Origin of the sequence: Hydrogenophaga taeniospiralis (genome assembly GCF_020510445.1) — a bacterium.
Taxonomy (GTDB): domain Bacteria; phylum Pseudomonadota; class Gammaproteobacteria; order Burkholderiales; family Burkholderiaceae_C; genus Hydrogenophaga.
The window spans coordinates 4,811,826-4,830,898 of record NZ_JAHBAG010000001.1; the positions used below are offsets into that span (position 1 = coordinate 4,811,826).

The 19,073-nt window shown below is 68.7% G+C and carries 20 protein-coding genes; 6 read left to right on the plus strand and 14 right to left on the minus strand.

The window, feature by feature from the left end; all coding sequences use genetic code 11:
- Positions 1–12: 12 nt before the first annotated feature.
- Together KIH07_RS23050 and KIH07_RS23055 are read left to right on the plus strand one after the other, a co-directional pair.
- On the plus strand, positions 13–1,857 hold the full coding sequence (locus KIH07_RS23050; RefSeq protein ID WP_226494179.1) for an ATP-binding protein: 1,845 nt from the start codon (positions 13–15) through the stop codon (positions 1,855–1,857).
- Between the two features lie 26 nt (positions 1,858–1,883).
- Positions 1,884–2,336: a TerB family tellurite resistance protein gene (locus KIH07_RS23055; protein ID WP_226494180.1), complete on the plus strand. Its 453-nt coding sequence runs from the start codon at positions 1,884–1,886 to the stop codon at positions 2,334–2,336.
- 12 nt (positions 2,337–2,348) lie between these two features.
- Here KIH07_RS23055 and KIH07_RS23060 read toward each other — a convergent pair whose 3' ends face one another.
- Complete coding sequence (locus KIH07_RS23060; RefSeq protein WP_226494181.1) at positions 2,349–5,051, minus strand: cation-translocating P-type ATPase; 2,703 nt, start codon at positions 5,049–5,051, stop codon at positions 2,349–2,351.
- Between the two features lie 76 nt (positions 5,052–5,127).
- Positions 5,128–5,865, minus strand: coding sequence for a YiiX/YebB-like N1pC/P60 family cysteine hydrolase (locus KIH07_RS23065; RefSeq protein ID WP_226494182.1), 738 nt, complete (start codon positions 5,863–5,865; stop codon positions 5,128–5,130).
- A gap of 72 nt (positions 5,866–5,937) precedes the next feature.
- Here KIH07_RS23065 and KIH07_RS23070 point away from each other — a divergent pair, with 72 nt between their 5' ends.
- Genes KIH07_RS23070 through KIH07_RS23080 form a run of 3 tightly spaced genes read left to right on the plus strand, consistent with a single transcriptional unit; the run spans position 5,938 to position 9,759 of the window.
- Complete coding sequence (locus tag KIH07_RS23070) at positions 5,938–8,100, plus strand: FAD-dependent oxidoreductase (protein WP_226494183.1); 2,163 nt, start codon at positions 5,938–5,940, stop codon at positions 8,098–8,100.
- Between the two features lie 43 nt (positions 8,101–8,143).
- Entirely contained in the window at positions 8,144–8,956 is an 813-nt protein-coding gene (locus tag KIH07_RS23075; protein WP_226494184.1) for a DUF547 domain-containing protein, read from the plus strand.
- A 2-nt stretch (positions 8,957–8,958) separates the two neighbouring features.
- Positions 8,959–9,759, plus strand: a complete 801-nt coding sequence (locus KIH07_RS23080; RefSeq protein ID WP_226494185.1) for a DUF3047 domain-containing protein — start codon at positions 8,959–8,961, stop codon at positions 9,757–9,759.
- A 53-nt stretch (positions 9,760–9,812) separates the two neighbouring features.
- Here KIH07_RS23080 and KIH07_RS23085 read toward each other — a convergent pair whose 3' ends face one another.
- From KIH07_RS23085 to senB, 12 genes are all read right to left on the minus strand, one after another.
- Entirely contained in the window at positions 9,813–10,034 is a 222-nt protein-coding gene (locus KIH07_RS23085; protein ID WP_068173642.1) for a hypothetical protein, read from the minus strand.
- A gap of 201 nt (positions 10,035–10,235) precedes the next feature.
- Positions 10,236–10,958, minus strand: a complete 723-nt coding sequence (locus KIH07_RS23090) for a hypothetical protein (protein ID WP_226494186.1) — start codon at positions 10,956–10,958, stop codon at positions 10,236–10,238.
- A gap of 314 nt (positions 10,959–11,272) precedes the next feature.
- Positions 11,273–12,034 carry an alpha/beta hydrolase gene (locus KIH07_RS23095; protein ID WP_226494187.1) on the minus strand — a complete coding sequence of 254 codons (762 nt, stop codon included), beginning with the start codon at positions 12,032–12,034 and terminating at the stop codon, positions 11,273–11,275.
- A gap of 44 nt (positions 12,035–12,078) precedes the next feature.
- A complete protein-coding gene (locus KIH07_RS23100; RefSeq protein ID WP_226494188.1) occupies positions 12,079–12,489 on the minus strand; it encodes a VOC family protein in 411 nt (136 codons plus the stop codon).
- Positions 12,490–12,508: 19 nt separating this feature from the next.
- Complete coding sequence (locus KIH07_RS23105) at positions 12,509–12,961, minus strand: YiiD C-terminal domain-containing protein (protein WP_226494189.1); 453 nt, start codon at positions 12,959–12,961, stop codon at positions 12,509–12,511.
- Positions 12,958–13,560, minus strand: a complete 603-nt coding sequence (locus tag KIH07_RS23110; protein ID WP_226494190.1) for a GrpB family protein — start codon at positions 13,558–13,560, stop codon at positions 12,958–12,960. The genes KIH07_RS23105 and KIH07_RS23110 overlap by 4 nt, the downstream gene beginning before the upstream one ends.
- Positions 13,561–13,564: 4 nt before the next feature.
- Complete coding sequence (locus KIH07_RS23115) at positions 13,565–14,122, minus strand: NADPH-dependent FMN reductase (RefSeq protein WP_226494191.1); 558 nt, start codon at positions 14,120–14,122, stop codon at positions 13,565–13,567.
- 55 nt (positions 14,123–14,177) lie between these two features.
- Positions 14,178–14,720, minus strand: a complete 543-nt coding sequence (locus KIH07_RS23120; protein ID WP_226494192.1) for an MOSC domain-containing protein — start codon at positions 14,718–14,720, stop codon at positions 14,178–14,180.
- Positions 14,721–14,751: 31 nt separating this feature from the next.
- Complete coding sequence (locus tag KIH07_RS23125; RefSeq protein ID WP_226494193.1) at positions 14,752–15,165, minus strand: DUF1801 domain-containing protein; 414 nt, start codon at positions 15,163–15,165, stop codon at positions 14,752–14,754.
- Positions 15,166–15,295: 130 nt separating this feature from the next.
- A complete protein-coding gene (locus KIH07_RS23130; RefSeq protein WP_226494194.1) occupies positions 15,296–15,586 on the minus strand; it encodes a hypothetical protein in 291 nt (96 codons plus the stop codon).
- Between the two features lie 27 nt (positions 15,587–15,613).
- Positions 15,614–16,693, minus strand: coding sequence for a selenide, water dikinase SelD (gene selD, locus KIH07_RS23135; RefSeq protein WP_226494195.1), 1,080 nt, complete (start codon positions 16,691–16,693; stop codon positions 15,614–15,616).
- 50 nt (positions 16,694–16,743) lie between these two features.
- Positions 16,744–17,751, minus strand: a complete 1,008-nt coding sequence (gene senB, locus KIH07_RS23140; protein WP_226494196.1) for a selenoneine biosynthesis selenosugar synthase SenB — start codon at positions 17,749–17,751, stop codon at positions 16,744–16,746.
- 24 nt (positions 17,752–17,775) lie between these two features.
- On the opposite strand from senB, the gene senA reads away from it, so the two are divergent.
- On the plus strand, positions 17,776–19,041 hold the full coding sequence (gene senA, locus KIH07_RS23145; protein WP_226494197.1) for a selenoneine synthase SenA: 1,266 nt from the start codon (positions 17,776–17,778) through the stop codon (positions 19,039–19,041).
- Positions 19,042–19,073: the final 32 nt, after the last annotated feature.

A 19,073-nucleotide genomic window follows, 5' to 3' on the forward strand; every position in this document is an offset into this window, starting at 1 on the left:
ACGGCCCCACGCATGAACGCACCCGCACCCCCCCGCCACGAGCTGCCCCGCTGGGCGGAGGTCCTGCGGCAGAAGTACCTGGCGGGCGAAGCGTCCACCTTCGTGCTGTACCGCAACGTGTTCGACAACTACCTGGTCGGCGACACGCTGCACAACCTGGACTCGTTCCTGGTGCAGGCGCTGTTCAAGGACACCAAGAAGCACGTCTGCGAGATCAGCCTGGAGCGCGGTATCCGGGTGCTGTCCGGGGCCACCACCGAAGACAAGCGCAAGGCGCTGGAACAGGAGCTCGAAGCGGGGAGCGAGCCCGACCTGCTGGCCTCGCTGCACGCCCTGGAAAAGCGCATGCGCGCGCAGCAGTCCACCGCCGTGATCGTGCCGTATGCCGACGCCCTGCTGCCCGCGGGCGACCCGAGTTTCATGGCGCAGCCCGACCGCCAGACCTACCTGGTGTTCCACCGCTGGTCGCTGGACCAGAGCCTGACCAACGGCGACAACATCATCGTCCTGATCACCGAGTCGCTCAACGCGATCAACCCGGGCCTGTTGTCCAACCCCAAGGTCGCGGCCATCGAGATCCCCATGCCCGACCTGCCGCTGCGCAAGCGGGTGATCGGCTTTTTCGCGCCCAAGCTCAGCGAACACCAGCAGACCCTGTTCTCCGAACGCACCAGCGGGCTGCGCACCGTGCAGCTGGCCAACATCCTGGCCAGCTCCCAGGGCCACGGCCTGAGCGAACCCGAGCGACGCCAGCTGATCCAGACCCTGCTGCAGGGCACGCCCGATGCCGAGGCGCGGGCCAACACGCTGGCCACCATCACCGCCGGCATGACCCCGGCCGAGATCACGCGCCTCATCGAACCCGGCAAGACCCTGCCCACCGGCGACGCCGACCAGGAAGTGCTCCAGGTCATCCACGCGCGCAAGCGCGAGATGATCGAAAAAGAATGCGCGGGCCTGATCGAGTTCATCGAGCCCAAACACGGCCTCTCGTCGGTCGGTGGGCACGAACACATCAAGCACGAGCTGATGGCGATCGCGCAGAACCTCAAGGCCGGCGAAACCACCCTGACCCCGATGGGCCTGCTCGCGGTGGGCCCCATGGGCTCGGGCAAGACCTTCGTCATCAAGGCCTTCCTGAAAGAGGCGGGCCTGTCGGCTGTGGCGCTGAAGAACTTCCGCTCCAAGTGGGTGGGTTCCACCGAGGCCAACCTGGAGCGCGTGCTGGCGACGGTCAAGGCCATGGGGCCGATCGCCGTGATCATCGACGAGGGCGACCGCAGCTTTGGCAACGGCGGCGGCGAAGACAGCGACGGCGGCACCAGCTCGCGCGTGATCGCGCGGCTCAAAGAGTTCATGGCCGAGCCGGAAAACCGGGGCCAGGTGCTGTTCGTGATGATGACCAACCGCCCCGACAAGCTCGACACCGACATCAAGCGCCCCGGCCGGCTGGACCGCAAGATCCCGTTCTTCTACTGCGACACGGCCGCCGAGCGCGTCCAGGTGCTGCAGGCGGTGCTCTCGCGCTACGAAGAGCCCTGCGTGGCGAGCATGGAAGAGCTGCTGACCCTGTGCGACACGCTGACCGGCTACTCCAATGCCGACCTCGAAGCGCTGGCCCTGCTGTCGGTGGAGCTGGCCCGCAACCGGGCCACGCCGCTGAACGCCGATGCGCTCACCGCCGCCGCGGCCGATTTCATGCCCCCGCAGGAGCGCGACATGATCGAGTTCATGGAGCTGCTCGCGGTATCCGAAACCTCGCGCCGCTCCATGCTGCCCCAGCGTTTCCGCGACATGGCCATCGCCGACATCCAGAGCAACCTGGTCGCCGCCAAACGGCGCGCCCTGACCCGCTGACCCACCACCCGATGAGGAGCCTTTCCATGAACCCCATGCAAGACCAGAACCTGAGCACCACCCAGGTCATCCAGCTGACGCAAGCCATGCTCGCAGTGGCCCAGGTGGACGGCATCCACCCCGCCGAAGCGGCCCTGATCGGCCAGTTCTACGAAAGCTCGCGCACGCCGGAAATGCCGACCACCGCCTCGGTGCTGTCGGGCAGCCACGCCTTTGACGCCCAGGCCATGGCCGGTTGCCCGGCCGACGTGGCCGACACCGTGGTGCTGATGTGCCTCATGACCGGCCATGCCGACGGCCACCTGAGCGCCGAAGAGCGCGCCATGGTCAAGTCGTTCGCGACCGCCCTGGGCGTGGACGCCGCCCGCTTTGAAACCCTGCTGGGCCAGGTGCGCGACGAACTCATCGGCGCCATCTCGCACCTGCCAGACGCCGGATCGGTCGCGAACGTGGTGCACGAACTCACGACCGGCGGCTGAGGCGACCCCGCCTCACATGCGCCGCACGCCCAGCCGGCGCAGCACCGCCTTCTCGATTTCCACCACCACGAACTTCGCGCTCGCCAGCGCGGTGATCAGCAGCCACGACCAGGCGTCCAGTGGAGCGGTGCCGAACAGCGCCTGCATCGGTGGCGCGTAGGTGAACAGTGCCTGCAGCCCCAGCGTGATGGCGCAGGCCCAGAGCGCGATGCGATTGCCCGCCAGGGTCTCCCAGCGGAAGGCGCTGGCGGTGAAGTGGCGCACGTTGAAGAGGTAGAAAATCTCGCTCATCACCAGCATGTTGACCACCGCGGTGCGCGCCACTTCGATGGAGCTGCCGCGCGAGAGCTCCCAGCCGTAGACCACGAAGGTGGCCGCCACCATCAGCACCGTGATGTAGGCGATGCGCAGGAACAGCAGCCGCGTGATCAGCGGTTCGCTGGCCGGGCGCGGCGGGCGGCGCATCACGCCGTCTTCGGCGGGCTCGAAGGCCAGCGCCATGTCCAGCGTGATGCTGGTGACCATGTTGACCCAGAGGATCTGCCCGGCCGTGACCGGCAGCGCCAGCCCCGCGAACACCGCGATCAGGATCAGGCCGGCCTCGCCGCCGTTGGTGGGCAGGATGAACAGCAACGACTTCTTGATGTTGTCGAACACGCGGCGGCCTTCGCGCACCGCGTGGGCGATGGTGGCGAAGTTGTCGTCGGTGAGCACCAGGTCGGCCGCCTCGCGCGCCGCGTCCGTCCCGCGCTGGCCCATGGCCACGCCGATGTCGGCGGCCTTGAGCGCGGGCGCGTCGTTCACGCCGTCGCCCGTCATCGCCACCAGCTGGCCCTGGCCCTGGCTCTGCAGCGCGGCCACCAGGCGCAGCTTGTGTTCGGGGCTGGCGCGCGCGACCACGTCGGTCTGGCCCAGGCGGGTGCTCAGGGCCGCGTCGTCCAGGGTGTCGATTTCGCTGCCGGTGATCGGGTCGCCGTCGCGCAGGCCCAGGCTGGCGCCGATGGCGGCGGCCGTGGTGGCGTGGTCGCCGGTGATCATGAGCACGCGCACGCCGGCGCGCAGGCACTCGGCCACCGCGTCCACCGCCTCGGGGCGCGGCGGGTCCATCAGCCCCACCAGGCCGAGCAGGGTGAAGCGCGGCGTGATGTGCTCCAGCGTCAGCCCGGTCGTGCCAGCGGGCAGCTCGCATTCGGCCAGCGCCAGCACGCGTTGGCCCTGGCGCGCGGCCCCGTCCATGCGCGCCTGCCAGGCCGCTGTGTCCAGCGGCTGGCCCGCCGCGTCGCGCACGCACAGGCCCAACACGCGCTCGGGCGCGCCCTTGAGCAGGGCCAGCACGCGGCCGCGGTGGTCGTGGTGCAGCGTGGCCATGTAGCGGTTTTCCGACTCGAAGGGCAGGCAGTCGATGCGCGGCATGCGCGCGGCCTCCTCGGCCAGGTCCAGCCCGGCCTTGAGCGCCAGCGTGAGCAGCGCGCCTTCGGTCGGGTCGCCGGCCAGCGTCCAGCCGCCTTGTGCGTCGCGGTGCAACCGCGCGTCGTTGCACAGCAGGGCGCAGCGCGCCAGGCGCATCACACCATCGTGGCGCTCGGGCGCGATGGTCTGGCCATCCACATGAAAACCGCCCTCGGGCGCGTAGCCGGCACCGCTCACGTCCACGCCGTCGGCCACCACCAGCACGCGCACCGCGGTCATTTCGTTCTTGGTCAGCGTGCCGGTCTTGTCGGTGCAGATCACGCCCACCGAGCCCAGCGTCTCCACCGCCGGCAGGCGCCGCACGATGGCGCGCTGCCCGGCCATGGCGGCGGTGCCGATGGCCAGCGTGATGGTGACGATGGCGGGCAGGCCCTCGGGGATCGCGGCCACGGCCAGGCCCACCACGGCCAGGAAGATGTCCAGCGGCGGCAGGCCACCCACCCGGCTGCCCCACAGGAAGGTGGCCACGCTCACCAGCAGGATGAAGAAGGTGATCTGGCGCGCGAACTGGTCGAGCCGGCGCGTGAGCGGTGTGGCCAGGGTCTGAACCTCCGAGACCATGCGGCCGATGCGGCCGATCTCGGTCTGCGCCGCGGTGGCGACCACCAGGCCGGTGCCCTGCCCCACCGCCACCACGGTGCCGGCGTAGGCCATGCCCGAACGCTCGGCCAGCGGCGCCAGCGCGGCCACCGGCGCGCTGTCCTTGTCCACCGGCAGCGACTCGCCGGTGAGCGCGGCCTCGTCGATGCGCAGGTTCCTGGCGGTCAGCAGGCGCAGGTCGGCCGGCACACGCGTGCCCGACTCGACCAGCACCACGTCGCCCGGCACCAGTTGCGCGGCGTCGACCTCGTGGCGCTCACCGTCGCGCAGCACCATGGCGTGGCTGGCCAGCATGGCGTGCACGGCTTCGAGCGCGCGTTCGGCCTTGCCTTCCTGGACGAAGCCGATCACGGCGTTGATGAGCACCACGCCGAAGATCACAGCGGCGTCGATGAGGTCGTCCAACCAGAGCGTGGTCAAGCCCGCGGCCAGCAACACATAGATCAGCAGGTTGTGGAACTGCGCCGCGAAGCGCCGCAACCATCCCGGGCGCTCGGCGGCGGCGAGCCGGTTGGGGCCGTACCGCGCCAGGCGCTCACGCGCTTCGCGGCTGGACAGGCCGGTCTCGCTGGCGGCCAGGTGCTGCAGCACCTCGGCGGCCGCCTGCGCGTGCCAGGTTTCGGGGGGGATGGCGTCGCGGTTCATGGAAGGACCATAACCGAGACCCGAGACGCGAGCCACCGACCGGATCAAGCAGCGCGCGCAGCGCGGCGGGGGGCCCTCATGCCCAGACCAGCCGGTGGTGGTCGAAGCCCGCCTCCAGCGTCGGTTTGACCACCTGGAAATACGGCGAAACGTCGAAATCGCGCGGCGTGTACAGGCTGTGGTGGCGCACGTGCAGGATCTGGCGCACACAGTCCTGGCAGTGCGGATCGTTCAGTTGGGCCACCTCGATGATGGGCAGGATGGGGTAGTTGACCGACGCGAAGGCCTGCGCGATCAACGTCGAACAGATGGCACGCGTGGGGTCGCCACTGCCCAGCGCGAGCAGGTGGCGGCGCCAGCGTGTGGGCACGGGTGGCGTGGGAAACAGGTAACGCGCCAGATCGACGATGTTCTTCAGGTCGTAGTGGTGGCCCAGGCGCTGCAGGGTGAACCGGCACACGGCCTGCGCTTCGTCGGCGCGCAGGCTGGCCGGCCGGCAAATGCGGCAGTGCCGCCCGGCGAACGCCGTGAGTGGCACCGCACGCACACCGGCGTTGATGTCGGCCTCGACCACGTTGAGCGCGTCGCTCCCGCCACCGGCGATCGGCCCCACGTAGAGCGCCGCGTGCGACCAGGTGGACTGGGTCAGGTACTTGATGGCCGTGCTCACGCGCGAGTTGCCCTCCACCAGGATCACGTCGCCCGGGCGCACACAGGCGGCCAGCAACACCATGTCGGTGGGAAAACCGATGCTCGCGGTGTGCCCCGGCGCGCCCAGGTAGCGCGCCAGCGCACTGCCTATCCATTGCCTCATGCCTTGTCCCTTCCGGTGTAAGAATGGCGAACCCTGCGCGACTCACCAGGAAACCCACCCGAGAACCGTGCCGTGAACTTCCGCAAACTCCTGCTGCTGGTGGCCGTGCTGATGGCCATCGTCGCTTTTTTCACCTTCGATCTCAACCGGTATTTCAGCCTCGACTTCCTGCAGCAGAGCCAGGCCCGTTTCGCCGAGCTGCGGGCGCAGCAGCCCCTGGCGCTCGCGCTGGGGTATTTCGCGGTCTACGTCGCCGTCACCGCGCTCTCGCTGCCCGGCGCCACCATCGTCACGCTCGCGGGTGGCGCCATCTTCGGCCTGGGTTGGGGTCTGCTCATCGTGTCGTTCGCCTCCAGCATCGGCGCCACGCTGGCGTTTCTGACCTCGCGTTTCCTGTTGCGCGACAGCGTGCAGACGCGCTTTGGCCAGCGCCTGGCCGAGGTGGACAAAGGCATCCAGAAGGAAGGTGCGTTCTACCTGTTCACGCTGCGGCTGATTCCGGTGGTGCCGTTTTTCCTGATCAACCTGCTGATGGGCCTGACGAAGATGAAGGCCTGGACGTTTTACTGGGTCAGCCAGCTCGGCATGCTGGCCGGCACGGCGGTGTACGTGAACGCGGGCACGCAACTGGGCCAGCTGACGTCGCTGCAAGGCATCCTGAGCCCGGCGCTGCTGGGCTCCTTTGTGCTACTCGGCCTGTTCCCACTGATCGCGCGGCGCGTCGTGGAGGTGGTGCAAAAGCGCAAGGTGTACGCACGCTGGGCCAGCGTTCGGCCGGCGAAGTTTGACCGCAACCTGATCGTGATCGGCGCGGGCGCGGGCGGCCTGGTGTCGGCCTACATCGCCGCCGCCGTGAAGGCCAAGGTGACGCTGATCGAGGCCCACAAGATGGGCGGCGACTGCCTGAACTACGGCTGCGTGCCGAGCAAGGCGCTGATCAAAAGCGCCACACTGGCGCACCAGATGCGCCACGCATCGAACTACGGCCTGAGCGATGCAAGCCCGGCTTTCAGCTTCAGGGCCGTGATGCAGCGCATCCACGACGTGATCAAAGCCATCGAGCCGCACGACAGCGTGGAGCGCTACACCGGTCTGGGCGTGGAGGTGCTGCAGGGTTACGCCAGGTTGCTGAACCCGTGGACGGTGGAGATCGCGCAGAGCAGCGGTGGCACACAGACCCTCTCCGCGCGCAGCATCGTGATCGCGGCCGGTGCCCGCCCCTTTGTGCCGCCGCTGCCCGGTCTGGACGAGGTGGGCTATGTCACCAGCGACACGCTGTGGGACGCCTTCGCGAAGCTCGACGAGGTTCCGCAACGCCTGGTGGTGCTGGGTGGTGGCCCCATCGGCTGCGAACTCGCCCAAGCCTTCGGCCGGCTGGGCGCGCAGGTGACGCAGGTGGAGATGGCGCCGCGCATCATGATCCGCGAAGACGAGGAGGTGAGCGCGCTCGCGAAAGCCGCGCTGGAAGCGGACGGCGTGGCGGTGCTCACCGGACACAAGGCGCTGCGCTGCGAGGCCGTGGGCGGCGAGAAGATGCTGATCGTCGAGCACGAAGGCACGGAAAAACGCATCCCCTTCGACCAGCTCATCTGTGCCGTGGGCCGCGTGGCGCGGCTGCAGGGCTACGGGCTGGAAGAGCTGGGCATCCCGACGAACAAGACCATCGAGACCAACGAGTACCTGCAGACCCTCTACCCCAACATCTACGCCGCCGGCGACGTGGCCGGTCCCTACCAGTTCACCCACGTGGCCGCACACCAGGCCTGGTACGCGGCGGTCAACGCCCTCTTTGGCGACTTCAAGAAGTTCAAGGCCGACTATTCGGTGATCCCCTGGGCCACCTTCATCGCCCCCGAGGTGGCGCGCGTGGGCCTGAACGAACAGGAAGCGAAGGAAAAGAACATCCCCTACGAGGTCACGAAGTACGGCATTGACGACCTGGACCGCGCGATCGCCGACAGCGAGGCCCACGGCTTCGTGAAGGTGCTCACCGTGCCGGGCAAGGACACCATCCTCGGCGTCACCCTCGTCGGCACGCACGCCGGCGATCTGCTGGCCGAATACGTGCTGGCCATGAAACACGGCCTGGGTCTGAACAAGATCCTGGGCACCATCCACACCTACCCCACACTGGCCGAGGCCAACAAGTACGCCGCGGGCGAATGGAAGCGCGCGCACGCGCCGCAGCGGCTGCTGGCCTGGGTGGCGAAGTACCACGCCTGGAAGCGCGGATGACGATGCCGGTGGAACCCACCGGCCGTGAAAGAATCGACACACCATGATCCACCGCCGCCAGACCCTGGCCCTGCTCGCCGCCAGCGCGTTTTTTCCGCTCGCCGCGCGGGCCCAGCCCACGTTCGACCACGGCTACGCCGCCTGGGACGCGCTGCTGAAAAAACACGTGCGCTGGCTGGCCGACGGCAAGCAGTCGCGCGTCGGCTACGCCGGGTTTCTGGCCGACCGCGCCGCGCTGGCAACCGTGCTCGAGGCCTTGAGCGCCGTGCCCCAGGCCACGTTCGACGGCTGGAGCCGGCCGCAGCAGATGGCCTTTCTGATCAACGCCTACAACGCCTTCACGGTGGAACTCATCCTCACGAAATACCCGGATCTGAAGTCCATCAAGGACCTGGGCTCGTTCATCCAGGCGCCCTGGAAAAAGAAGTTCTTCCGGCTGCTCGGCCAGGAGCGCCACCTCGACTGGATCGAACACGAGCAGCTGCGTCCGCGCTACCAGGAGCCGCGCGTGCACGCCGCGGTGAACTGCGCCAGCATCGGCTGCCCGGCGCTGCGCGACGAGGCCTTCACCGCCGCGAAGCTCGAGGCCCAGCTCGAAGACGGCATGCGCCGCTTCCTGGGCGACCGCACGCGCAACCGCGTGGTCGGGGGCCGGCTGGAAGTCAGCAGCATCTTCAAGTGGTTCCGCGAAGACTTCGAGGCCGGCCACCAGGGGTTCACGCGGGTGGAAGACGTGTTTGCCCGCTACGCCGAACAGCTGAGCGATCAACCCGCCGAGCAGGCCCGCCTGCGCGCGCGCAGCCTGCCCGTGAGCCACCTGGACTACGACTGGTCGCTCAACGACGCCGGCCGCTGACCATGCGCGCCACCCACTGCCGCCGCACCACCCTGGCCGGCACCCTGCTCGCGCTGGCGCTGGTGGGCAGCGCCCCGGCTCAGACCCAGACCGGCGCCGCCTTGCCCCCGCTGCTGCAGGACGACGGCGCGCTGCACCCGGCTTGGCGCTTTGTCGGCTTTCCCCAGCAACACACCGAACTGCCGCCGACCCGCTTCGAGGCCGGCACGGTGGACGGCGAACGCGCGCTCAAGGTGTCCACCGCGTCGTCCTACGGTACGCTGGTGCACGGCTGGAGCGGCCCTGTACCTGCCGCGCGGCTGCAATGGCGCTGGCGGCTGGACCAGCCGCTCGTGGGCGCCCGGGTGCCGGTCGACATCCTCAGCAAGGCCGGCGACGACGCCGCGCTCAAGGTCTGCGTGATGTTCGACCACCCGATGGAACGCGTGCCATTCTGGGAACGCACCGTGCTGCGCCTGGCGCGCGGCGTGAGCGGCGAGGCGCTGCCTGCGGCCACGCTGTGCTATCTGTGGGACAGCTCGCACCCGGCGCTCACCGAAGGCGCCAACCCCTACAGCCGCCGCGTGCGCTTCATCAGCCTGCAAGGCCGCGGTGCGCCGTTGGCGCGCTGGGTGAACGAATCTCGCGACGTGGCGCAAGATTTCGCCCGGCTCTTCGCCGACGAGCTGCCGCAGGGCGCCCAGACACCGCGCGAAGCCCTGCCCCGCATCTCCACCGTGCTGATCGGCGCCGACAGCGACAACACCGCGAGCCACAGCACCGGCTGGGTGGCCGGGCTGCGCTGGGCAGACCAAGCACCCTGAAGCACCCCGCTGGCCGCGCACAAAGGCGGGCCACCGGGCGCCGTGCGGACCGGTCAGCCCTTCTTGCCGCCCACAGCCAGCAGCACCGCGCCCACGACGATGGCGCCAATGCCCGCCCACACGGGCACATTGACCGTTTCCTTCTCCTCCACCTTGAGCTCGATCGGCCCGAGCTTGAGCGCGGTGGTGTCCTTGGTGTAGCTGAAGCTGCCGTAAACCAGGCCCAGCGCGCCCCCGACGATGAAAAGAATGGCCACGATTCGGGTGATGTTCAAGGGTGTATCTCCAGTATGCGACACCCGCCCCCGGTGCTGACGGCACCGAGACGGGTGACAAAAAAACATTGAAACACACTTCGGTCGGCGCGCCCGACCTTCCTCGGGCACCGGCCGCGCGCAACGGGAAACCGCTCCCGCTGATGGCCGCGGGATGCACGCCCCAGCGGTCACCGCCGGGGCGGGCCGATGGCCCTGGCCTTATTTGCTGGCCGCCACCGGAGCGGCCTGCGCCGCCGCCGTCGGCTGCATGCCACCCTCCCACCAGCGCTGCACCGCCGCACGGTCGAACGGCGGGAGCGGCGCATTTTCGATGGTGGCCGTTGTGAGCACGGGGAAGTTGGAGCGGAACAGCGCAAGGTCCTTCTCCGACAGGTCTTCCGTGGTCACATCCCAGGTGCCGCCGGACAAGCCCGTCACCGACTGGTCAATCAAGGGAATCACCGGTCCGGCACGGAACTCTTCCCCCTGCCGGGGTCGAAGCTTGGCCGTGAGCCGACCCACATAGGTGATCGAGTTCGGCTTCACATTCAGGTCCATCAACAGGGGAACCACGAAGCTCCCGACAAACGGGAACCCAATGGCCGAGCCCGTCACTTCGCCCATCTTGTACTGGCCTGGTTTCAGGGCCATGCGCGTCAGGTAGACGGTGCGGTCCCCTTCCTTGACGACGTCTGAGAGCGCACTGAGCGCGAAGTTCTGCCGCTCTTCCTTGCTTTGGGCGTTCGGCTGCTCGAGCTTCACCAGCACCGGCATCGGGACGTAGCGGCTGTCGTCGGATCGAGACACCTCGAGGGCCATCAGCACGACGGACTTCTCGCTGGTGTCGATGGTCTTGGCTTCTTTGTCAAAGGCCATTCGATTGACGGTTGCGCACCCGGCGAGGGCAACACAGATGGACATGGCGCCCAGAAATCGTTTCACTTTTTTCCTCCGATGATGGGGTGGGGTTGTGACAGAAAACGCCGGAGTTGTTCGACAAACCCCGGGAATTACCGCTTCACAGCGGTCCCCGCAGTCGCGGGAGCCGACACGCTATCACGGAAAAAGCGCCGCTTCGCCGAAGCACCTCGGGTTGTCCAAGCGCAGTGGATCAAAAGTCGTTGTTTCCACCGAAAGGGCGCCAACCTTTGGCGCGCATGCAACACACCAAGGCGTCACCCCATCGCGACCCAGACCACCTCACCAGAGCGCCCCCCGGAAGCCCGCCACCAAGCGACCCCTCTCGCGCTCCCTGCTCACAACGCGGCGCGCAGTGCCTCCAGGTACTGCGGGCTGTTCGAGATCGTATTGTGGTCGGTGCCCGGTACCACGGAGAACGAGGCCACGCCTGAGGCAAAGCGTGTGCGCAGGCGGTCGGTGCTCCAGCGCGGGATCACGTTGTCGAACTCGGCCGCCAGCAGCAGCGTGGGCACCCGGATCGAGGGCGCGTAGCGCCACGACTCGAACTTGTCGGTCAGCAGCCACCGCACCGGAAACGCCGGGAACTGCCGCGCCGCGAGCTCCACGATGCTGTCGTACGGCGTCACGAGCACGAGGCGCGACACCGGCCGCTGGCTCGCGAGGTGCACGGCCACACCGCTGCCCAGGCTGCGCCCCACCACGGCCACGTCCGGGTGGTCGGCATGCACCGAGTCAAACAGGGCCTGTGCATCGCTCTTGAGCAGCGCTTCGGTGGGTGCCCCGGTGCTGGCGCCGTAGCCGCGGTACTGCAGCAGGTAGATGGCGTGGTCCGGAAACACGCGGGCAAACCAGGGCAGTTGCTGCGACACGTCCTCGGCGTTGCCGCCGAAATAGATCAGGGCCTTCGGGCCGCTGTGCGGCCGGACCGACACCGCCAGTTCGGCCCCTGGCACCACCAGCTTGCGCGTGGTGTCCGGCCCCGCCAGGGCGCTGGGTTGGGGAAAGTACAGGAACGAGCGTTGAAACGCGTACAGGGCCACGCAGGCACCGCCGTACACGAGGGCAACGAACGCAAGAAGCCAGAGGGTGATGCGCATGGGTCTGCCTTCGTTGAGCGAACGGTCCACCGTACGCCCGGGTGTTACGCCGCGGTGGCGATTTCGTCGTAGCCTCGGCCCACGAACTGGAGCAGGCAGAAACCGTGGCCAAACGGATCGGCCATAGGCGCGATCTTGCCCCAGTTGCTGGACCGGACCTCGGCTTCGAGCGTCGCGCCCGCACTCAGCGCCCGCTGCACCGAGGCATCGATGTCCGTCACCACCAGGTCCAGGTGCACCGGCGTCCAGTGCCGCCCGTAGTCGCGCACCTGGCTGGAGGCCTGGGTCGCCGGGCTGCCGGCGGGCTTCACCAGGAGATAGATCGCGGAGGAAGCGCCCAGCAGTTCAACCCCATCCGCGCCAAAGCGCCGCCCTACCTGCAGATCGAACGCGCTCGTGTAGAAACGCAGCGCCTTGTCCAGGTCATCCACATCGATGTTCACGAGCAGTTCCATGGCAGCACTCCTTGACCGACTACGCGCCCGTGGTGCCCAGCGCGACGAATTCGCCTTCGAAATGGCCCGCTTCAGCGCCGTCGTACCAGAGCGTTGACGAGACGGTGATTCTGGCCCGGCCCTTGCGCTCCAGCATGCGGGTGAACGCCTGCCATGCCTCGGGTGTCGGGCTTGGCGCGCGGGCCGTGAAGTGGCCCACGATCGCCTGCTCGTAGCTCATGGTGTTGCGCTGGATGACCAGCCGGGTCTTGTAGCCCGCCGCTGTCAGCTTGGTGTGCAACAGCGACCAGGCCGACAGGATGGCCAGCGCGGAAGCGCTGCCACCGAACACGGTGTCGCGGTGGTTGATGTTGGGACGCAGCGGGGCGCCCAGCACCACCTGCGCGGGCGACGCCTCTTCCACGGAAACCTGCATTGCCAGCGACAGGGGAATGTGCTCGTGCAGGTACTGTTCCAGTTCAGCGGGTGTCATGGCTTTTTCTCCTCGGATGTCTGGTGTTTGAGCGGCAAGGGCAGGTCTTCATGATGCAACGGCCGCGCGGCGTCGGACACGCTGCGAACGAAACCGGCTTTGGCATCGGTGTACGCCTCCCGGTCGCTCGCGTGTTGCTCGGCGGCGCTGGCTTTGAGCCCGGCGTAGCGGGCGGCGAGCGCAGGGTCGGCGCGCAGCGCATCGCGAAAGCGCAGCCGCTCGTGCCAGGCCTGGCCCTGGTGAACCACCACGTGCAGGTGGTGGGTGCGGTGGCCATCGGCCCAGCGCATGAACCATTTGCGGTCGCGCAGGGTGGCGTTGAATTCGGCCGAGGTGGTGTAGCCGCACGCGCACAGTGGCGCCGCCAAGGACTCGGCCACCGCCATGGACGCGACACCGGCCATGATGTCAATGATGGGCTTGGCCGCCAGGCCTGGCACCGCCGTGCTGCCGATGTGCTGCAGATCGAGAAACACGCCGGGAATCACCCGCAGCAGGCGTTCCCGCTCGGTGGCGTACGCCGCAGGCCACGAGGAGTCGTAGGCCTGCAGCCTCACCGCTTCGTGGATGGCCGCCGCCAGCGACTGCTGCTCGTTCATGGCGCTATGCCACCGGAAACGAGGGGCCCTGCTCGGTCTGCCCCTGAAGCACGGCCGCGTGCAGCGCGGCCAGGGAGCGCCGGACGGTGGCACTGACCAGCGGGTCTTCGACCATGCCGTCTTCGCCCAGATGGGCCCCGAGCAGCGGGACACTGAGCGAAGCCGGTTCGACGATCTCGGCCGACATGGTCTTGAGCGTTTCGCGCAGCGCCGCGTCGGCATGGTGCGCACGCGGCGAAGCGTTCAGGACCGCGACACGCTTGCCCACGAAGGGCTCAAAGCTGACCAGCCAGTCCAGCGTGTTCTTGATCGCGCCGGTAACGCCATGGGCATATTCGGGGCTCGCAATCAACAGCGCGTCCGACGCGGCAACCGCGGCGTGCAACGCGCGGACCGGCGAAGGCAGCTGCACCTCCAGATCGGGGTTGAAGAGCGGCAGATCGCCCACGCCAGCAAACACCGTGAGTTGGACCTCTGGCGGCGCCAGCCGCACCGCCGCACGCAGGAGCGCGGCATTGATGGATGCGGCCCGCAGGCTGCCCGACAGGCACAGGATTTTCATGGTGTCCACGTGTGAGGAAAGAAGAGAGCAGCGCGGCGCGGCCTGGCGGCCCTGGTCAAACGCGATCCAGCATGCGGTGGGGCCCTGCCGGCAGCCGCACGGAAATGGCATCACCCGGTCGCACGACCCCGCCGGCCACCACGACCCCCATGACACCGGCTTTGCGAACCAGCGCCCCCTCGGGCGTGCGGCCGAGCACCGCGGCCATCAGACCCGACTGAAATCGGTTCAGTTGTTCGCAGGGGTTGCGCAGACCGGTGAGTCTGACGATGGCCGAAGGGCCGATGTGCAACTCGGAATCCACCGGCAGCGCCAGCAGCTTGAGATGGCGTGTGGTGATGTTCTCGCCGATCTGGCCGGGTGCCACCTCGAACCCCTGCGCGGCCAGTTCCTCGAACAGCTCGGCATGGATGAGGTGAACCTGGCGCAGGTTCGGCTGCGTTGGGTCTTGCGCCACCCGCGAGCGGTGCTGCACGGTGACCCCGCAATGCGCGTCCCCCTCCACACCCAGGCCCGCCAGCAAGCGGATCTGCGAGGCAACGCCCTTGGTGAAAGCGTGGGCCGGGCTGGAACTGACGGCAACGACCTGAGGGCTCATGTGCGTGGCGAGCGTTCTGCGCTTCGGTGGCCTACTTCGCTCGCCTGGGCTTTGCTTTTGCGGCGGTATTGAGGGCGATGGCGGCACGGATGAGCGCTTTGAACTCAGCCGCGTCAACCACCTCGCCCTCACGAATGTCCATCGCGCGCCTGGTGTTGCCGTCAAGGCTCGAATTGAACAGTCTGGCCGGGTCGTCCAGCGAAGCCCCCTTGGCGAAGGTCAGTTTCACGACCGACTTGTAGGACTCGCCGGTGCAGAGGATCCCGTCGTGCGACCACACAGGCGTGCCCATCCACTTCCACTCCTCGACGACCTCCGGGTCGGCCTCCTGGATGAGCTTGCGCATCCGGCCCAAGGTCTGCCCGCGCCAGTCCGCGAGATCGGCGATGCGTTGGTCAATCAGCGCAGAGGCCAACAGGCCCTCGGTCGAATCGGGTTTTTTCATGGGTGCCTCCTGAAGCTTCTGGACTCTAAAGCACTATGAAAATCTGTTGTTGCATGGTGTTTTAGAAGGCCGAAGGCGCGCCCGGCACCATCATCCAGGAAGCGGCGGTTAACAGCACTCAGGACCCCCTTCAAACCCGAATGACCTCGACTTCGTGTGGCCTCTCGGTGGAAAAGCTTCGGGCGAACTCGATGACCTCGGCCTCTGATTCGCCAGGATGCGAGGTGGTGGTGATGAATGTGGCCTCCGAGCCGTCGGCTCCCATGCACATCCAGTCCAGCGCATCCTCCCATTTTTCGGCGTCGACACCCAGGGCGCAGAACAGCTCAATCTGGCTCTCGATCAGTTCCCGCAACAACGGATCATCCCGGCTCGCGACGTAGCCGGAGGTAGAAACCAGAACGATCTTCCCGCTGTGCATGGCAACCGCCTGAGCCCTAGCCCCGTCTCAAACCACCTGCAGCCGCACCCCGCCAGCCACAGGCGCCACGATCTCGCCCACTTCGGCGGCGGCGGCGAAACCGTGGCGCTCGAAGATGGCCAGCACCTCGGCCACCGCGTCGGGCGCGCAGGCCACGAGCAGGCCGCCGCTGGTCTGGGGGTCGCTCAGCAGGGCCTGGTCCACCGGTTGCAGGTGGTCGCCCAGGCGCACTTCGTGGCCATAGGCGGCCCAGTTGCGGCCGGAGGCGCCGGTCACCATGCCCTGGGCGGCCAGGGCGCGCACGCCTTCGATCAGCGGCACGCGGTCCATGCTGAGGCGCACGGTGGTGTGGGCACCGCGCGCCATCTCCAGGGTGTGGCCGGCCAGGCCAAAGCCGGTGATGTCGGTGAGCGCGTGCACACCGTCGAGCGCCGCCAGGTCGGGGCCGGGGGTGTTGAGCTGGGTGGTGGTGGCGATCATGCGGGCGTAGCCCTCGGCGCTGAGCGCGTCCTTCTTGAGCGCGGCCGAGAGCACGCCCACGCCGATGGGTTTGCCCAGGATCAGGCGGTCGCCCACTTGTGCGTCGGCGTTGCGCTTGACGCGCCGGGGGTGCACCAGCCCCAGGGCCACCAGGCCGTAGATGGGCTCAACGGAGTCGATGGTGTGGCCGCCCGCGATGGGGATGCCGGCGGCGCGGCAGACGCTCTGGCCACCTTCGAGGATTCGGCCGATGGTCCCGGTGCTGAGCACGCCGATGGGCATGCCCACCAGGGCCAGCGCCATGATGGGCGTGCCGCCCATGGCGTAGACGTCGCTGATGGCGTTGGTGGCGGCGATGCGGCCGAAGTCGAACGGGTCGTCGACGATGGGCATGAAGAAGTCGGTGGTGGCGATCAGGGCCTGTTCGTCGTTGAGCCGGTACACAGCGGCGTCGTCGGCGGTTTCGATGCCCACCAGCAACTCGGGCGGCATGGGCATGGCAGCCGTGCCTTTGAGGATGTCGCTGAGCACGCCGGGGGCGATCTTGCAGCCGCAGCCACCACCGTGCGAGAGGCTGGTGAGGCGGGGTTCTTTGGTGGCGGCGGGTTGGGGCATGGGTGCGTTCATCGGCGGGTTCGGGTTCGGTGCGGCGGAAGGTTGGGATGCGGCGGCGCGGCTCAGGGAGGTTGCCGCCCGGTGGGGTGTCGCAGTTCGCCCAGCAGGCTCAGCAAGGCGGCCCGCTCGGCGGCCGGTTCAAACCGGGTGGCTCTGATCGCGCATTGTGCTTGCAGCGCGGCGAGCCAGGCGCCGCCGCTGGCGAGGTCCTGGCGGCCCTGGCGCAGCAGCGCGGCCAACGCGGCGGCGTCGCCCGCGGAGAAGTAGCCGCCGTAGTCGGCACCGAGCATGCCCACGTTGCCCGCGATGCGCGAGGCCAGCACGGGCGTGCCACTGAGCGCGGCTTCCATGATGACGTGGGCGCCCCCTTCCATGTGGCTGGGGTGCACCAGCAGGTGCGCGCGCTGGATGCGCTCTCGCGTGCGGGCGTGTGGCTGGCCGCCGAGCCAGCGGTAGTGCGGGCAGTCGCGCATGCACTGGCGCGCGGCCTCGCCCAGCGCGGTGTCGAGCGCATCGCCGATGTGGTCGATCTGGATGCCTTCGTCGGGCCGCAACAGGCGCGCCGCGGCCCACAGCGTCTGGGGCGACTTCTCCTCGCGCAGGTGCCCCACCATGAGCACGCGCAGCCACGCCGTGGTCTTGGCCAGGGTCCGACGCGGGGTGCTGGACTGGAAGACCACCCGGGCCTTGCCGCGCAGGGCCTCGGGCAAGGCCAGCGGGCCCTGGTCCTGCAGCACGATCAGCCGCTGCGCCAGGGCCAGCGAGCGCTGCGCGCTGGCGTCGGTGGCGATGTCGCGGTACAGGTCGGTGCCGGTGAGCGCGAGCACCAGCGGCCGCCCGGGGTGCGCCTGCTGCGCCCACGCGGCCACGGAGGCGGCCGAACGCCGCGCGTGCAGGGCGAGCAGGATGTCGGTGCCGTCGGCGGCGGCGTCGCCATCGGGCCACCGCTGGGCCAGGCGAACCCGATAATGGCCCGACAGCATCTGCGCCCAGCGGCGCGCGGTCTGCCAGTTGCCGTTGTTGGCATCGGCCAGCGCGGGAGTGACGATGCAGAGAGCGGGTTTTTTCATGGGGGTGCGTCGATGGCGGTGATTGTGTCCGAAGCCGAACAGGCCCGTTGCGCCGGCAAGGCCGCGCTGGCGCAGGCGCTGGTGGGTGCGCGCGAGCGCACGCTGCGCCTGTTCGCCGCCTACCAGGCCGCGCTGGGGCCGGCCCTGCGCGTGCCCTGCACGCCCGAGCTGAACCCGCCGCTGTGGGAGCTGGGCCACATCGGCTGGTTTGCCGACTGGTGGATCGCGCGCAACCCGCAGCGCGGGCAAGGCACGCAGGCCGACCCGCTGGCGCCGCGCGCGCCAGCGCGGCAGGCCACGCACGGCGTGAACGCAGACGCGCTGTACAACTCCAGCACCGTGCCACACGACCGGCGCTGGCAGCTGGACCTGCCGGACGCCGAGGCGGTGCGCACCGACCTGGCCCACGGCCTGGCCGACACGCTGGCGCTGCTGGCGCAGACGCCCGACGACGACGCTGGCCTGTATTTCTTTCGCCTCGCGCTGTTCCACGAAGACATGCACGCCGAGGCGGCGGTCTACATGGCGCAGACGCTGGGGTTGGACGCTCTGGACGCCACTGTGTCCACCGCCGCGCCGCCCCCAGAGCAAACCCTGCCACAAACCCTGTCCGTCGCCGCCACTCCCTGGACCCTGGGCCGCAGCGGCCCGGGCTTCGCTTTTGATAATGAGCTGGGCCCGCACGCCGTATCGGTGGCGGCTTTCGAGATCGACGCGCGCGCCGTCAGCTGGGCGCGGTTTCTGCCGTTCGTGGCGGCGGGCGGTTATGCGCAGCGGCGTTTCTGGAGCGAGGCGGGCTGGGCCTGGCTGCAGGCCGGCGCAACGGTGGAGCCCGGGCGCAGCGCTTCGGGCGCAGAGCCTTGGCGCTACCCGCGCCATCTGCGCCCGTCAACCGATGGCGGCTGGGAGCGGCAACGGGGCGGGCATTGGCAGCCGCTGGACATGGCCGCGCCGGCCTGCCACCTCACGGCGTTCGAGGCCCAGGCCTGGTGTGCCTGGGCCGGGCGGCGCCTGCCCAGCGAAGCCGAATGGGAAGTGGCCGCGGGCCACCCGGGTTTCCAGTGGGGCGAGGTGTGGGAATGGACCGCCAGCGCCTTCGCGCCCTTCCCCGGTTTTCAGCCGCACCCCTATGTGGACTACTCCCGGCCCTGGTTCGACGGCCGCCCGGTGCTCAAAGGCGCGAGCCACGCCACCGCACCGCGCATGCGCCACCCCCAGTACCGCAACTTCTTCACGCCCGAGCGCAACGACATCTTTGCCGGTTTTCGCAGCGTGGTCGGTCAGCGTTGACGGGTTCCCACCAGCACACACCGCGGAACCGG